This is a genomic window from Arthrobacter sp. GQ119, from assembly GCF_059759125.1.
On the sequence record NZ_JCAXEA010000052.1, the window covers coordinates 1 to 2,774 of the forward strand.

General features: G+C 62.0%; 2 protein-coding genes and 1 pseudogene. All 3 read left to right on the forward strand.

Annotated elements, in window-relative coordinates; translation table 11 throughout:
* Positions 1-310 (forward strand): annotated as a pseudogene (locus AC6CH3_RS23245) (Gfo/Idh/MocA family protein); the annotation flags it as partial.
* 26 nt (positions 311-336) lie between these two features.
* Complete coding sequence (locus AC6CH3_RS23250; RefSeq protein WP_498134683.1) at positions 337-1,494, forward strand: ABC transporter permease; 1,158 nt, start codon at positions 337-339, stop codon at positions 1,492-1,494.
* Between the two features lie 79 nt (positions 1,495-1,573).
* Positions 1,574-2,563, forward strand: a complete 990-nt coding sequence (locus AC6CH3_RS23255) for a sugar ABC transporter substrate-binding protein (protein ID WP_498134684.1) — start codon at positions 1,574-1,576, stop codon at positions 2,561-2,563.
* The last annotated feature ends 211 nt before the right edge of the window (positions 2,564-2,774 follow it).

The window sequence follows — 2,774 nt, forward strand, 5'->3', positions numbered from 1 at the left end:
GGGCGCCATCACCTGGAAGAACAACGAGGTCACGATCAACTTCGCCTCACTGTTCGACACCGTGTTCCTCGCCGGCGCGGTGGAACGCTCCGGCGTCATGCATGTCGACCTGGATCCACTGCCGGTCGAGGAACGCCTGGGGACGCTCGCGGCGTTCCGCGAAGCCATCGAAACCGGTCAGAAGGCCGAAACGGACGTCACCGACAACATTCACAGCCTTCAGCTCGTCATGGCCACCGCCGACTCCGCCCGCCAGGACGGGGCACCCATTCCCCTGAAAACCAACGCCGAACTCTTCGGCAGCAACTAGCACTTCCGACCCGAGGAAGTGTCGAAATGACTGGAGAAACAACCATGCAGCCACAAACAACCACCGGCACCGCCGGCCAGGTTACCGGGAAGGCTGGCCCCGGCAAATCCGGGGACGAGTCCCGGTCAAGGCTTTCCGGCGTCGGCGACTTCATCGGCGCGCAGGGCCTGCTCGTCGTCGTCCTGCTCTTCGGTGTATTGCTGACATTCCTCAGCCCGGTATTTCTGACACCGCTGAACCTGGTAAACCTGCTCTACCAGTGCACCATCCTCGGTGTGTTCGCCATCGGCATGACCTTCGTGATTCTTACCGGCGGCATCGACGTCTCGGTAGGCTCGACGGCTGCCCTGGCGTCCGTGCTGTCCATGGGAGTTGTCGTCAACATGAACATGCCCCCGGCCATTGGTCTGCTGACCGGGCTCGTAGTCGGTGCGGGCGTGGGAGCCGTCAACGGTCTGATGGTCACAAAGCTGGGCATATCCCCACTGATCGCGACGCTGGCAACACTCTCCGCCGGGTCGGGGATCGCCTTCGCCTACTCCGACGGCGGCAACATCACACCCGTGCCGAAAGTGCTGACCGACATGGTCAGCGCGAAAATCGCCGGCATTCCGCTGCTCATCCCCGCCGTCTTGGTCCTGGCCTTCCTGGCCCATCTGGCGCTGACGCGCACGACCTACGGTCGCTCCATCTACGCCGTGGGCGGTAACAAGGAAGCGGCACTGCTGGCAGGTATCCGTGTCGACCGGGTCACGATGAACGCTTACATCATCGCCGGCCTCTCGGCGGGAATGGCCGGACTCCTGCTCACCGGCCGCCTGGCCTCCGGAAGCCCTCGCGCCGGCGACGGGATCGAACTGACCGTCATCGCTGCCGTTGTCATCGGCGGCACCAGCCTCTTCGGCGGCCAGGGAAACATCAAGGGCACCCTGCTGGGGGTGCTGCTGATCGCCATGGTCTCCAACGCCGTCAACCTTCTGGGAATCCCCTCCTCCTACGACAGGATCGTCCAAGGCGTGGTGATCTTCGCAGCCGCCGCCCTCGACGTTTACCGCTACAAGTACGTCCAAAAGAATCTGTCACGGAAACGCAAGATCGGCCCTCCGCCGGCGGTAGATCCGAAGGACGCGAGCAGCTCAGCCACGGGTCCTGGAAAAGACCAATCCGCCGGAACCCCGGCCTAACAGCACCCGTTCTACAGCCCCGGCGGCCCCGGCGGCCTTCAAAAGCACCCGTGGAATCATGAACAGAAAGAGTAAGTCAATGAAGACCTCACCGAAACTGATGGTCCTCGCGGCAATCTCCGCCGCTACCATCGCCCTCAGCGGCTGCGGGGCACCCGCTCCCGCCCAGCAAGGAAGCGGCGAAGCCAAGACCAAGAAAATCGCTGTCCTTCTCTACAGCCAGAGTTTTGAATTCATGGTCGCCCTCGGACAGGGCGTCAAAGACAAAGCGAAAGAACTGGGAGTGGAAGTTACCGTGCTGGATGCCAAGGGCGATTCCAGCACCCAGATCAGCCAGATTCAGGACCAGCTCGCCCAAGGCGTGGACGGTATAGTCCTGAGTCCGAACAACTCCGCCGAACTCGTCCCCGGGGTCCAGATGATCCACGATGCCGGAAAGACCGTCACCACCGTCGACTCCGTGATCCCCGGCGACCTTGCCGATGCTGCGGTCGCGTTCGACAACGAAAAAGCCGGAAAACTGGGCGCCGAAGCACTGGCCAAGCTAATGGGAAACAAGGGAACCGTCCTTGAATACCAGGGAGCCAAGGGCGCCTACCACGCGATTCTGCGCGGCAAGGGCTTCACCGAGGGCATTAAGCAGTTCCCCGACATCAAGGTCGTCTCCCGCGATGCGCAGTGGACGGCTGACAATGCCCTGTCCCTCACCGTGGATAACTTCACCTCGGATTCAAGCATCAGCGGGCTGTTCAGCCACAACGACGAAATGGTCCGGGGGATCACCTCCGGCCTCTCGCAGATCAACAAGGCCGCCCCGGTCGGAGCCGAAGGCCACATCCCCCTGGTCGGAGTCGACGGCACCCCGCTCGCCCTGGACCGGATCCGCAAGGGCGTCCAAGACGCCACGATGGACCAGAACCCCTTCGAAATGGGGGCCCTGGCCCTGCAGGCCGAAGTAGACCTGCTGGACGGGAAACAGGTGCCGAAGATGCAGCTGACCGACACCAAGCTCATCACTAAAGAGAACGTCGATGACCCCAAACTCTGGGGCAACATCTTCAAAGGCTAGAGCCCGCAAGCTCTAAAACTGCCGGGCCGACTCCCACCGCTGGCCCGGCAGCACCAACCAATTTCATTCAAGGAGAGAAAAAGTGTCCCGCTTCAAGTATTCCTACAACGCCATCGTCTACTACCAGGAAGAAATCGCCAAGGGAATCGACCGCGTCGCCCGCTACGGCTACGACGCCATCGAACTTGTCGGCGAACCGGCAACACACAAT

Excerpts from the sequence above, each read along its gene's own strand:
- AC6CH3_RS23250 (WP_498134683.1), top strand. The coding sequence starts at position 337 with ATGACTGGAGAAACAACCATGCAGCCACAAACAACCACCGGCACCGCC.
- AC6CH3_RS23255 (WP_498134684.1), top strand. The coding sequence starts at position 1,574 with ATGAAGACCTCACCGAAACTGATGGTCCTCGCGGCAATCTCCGCCGCT.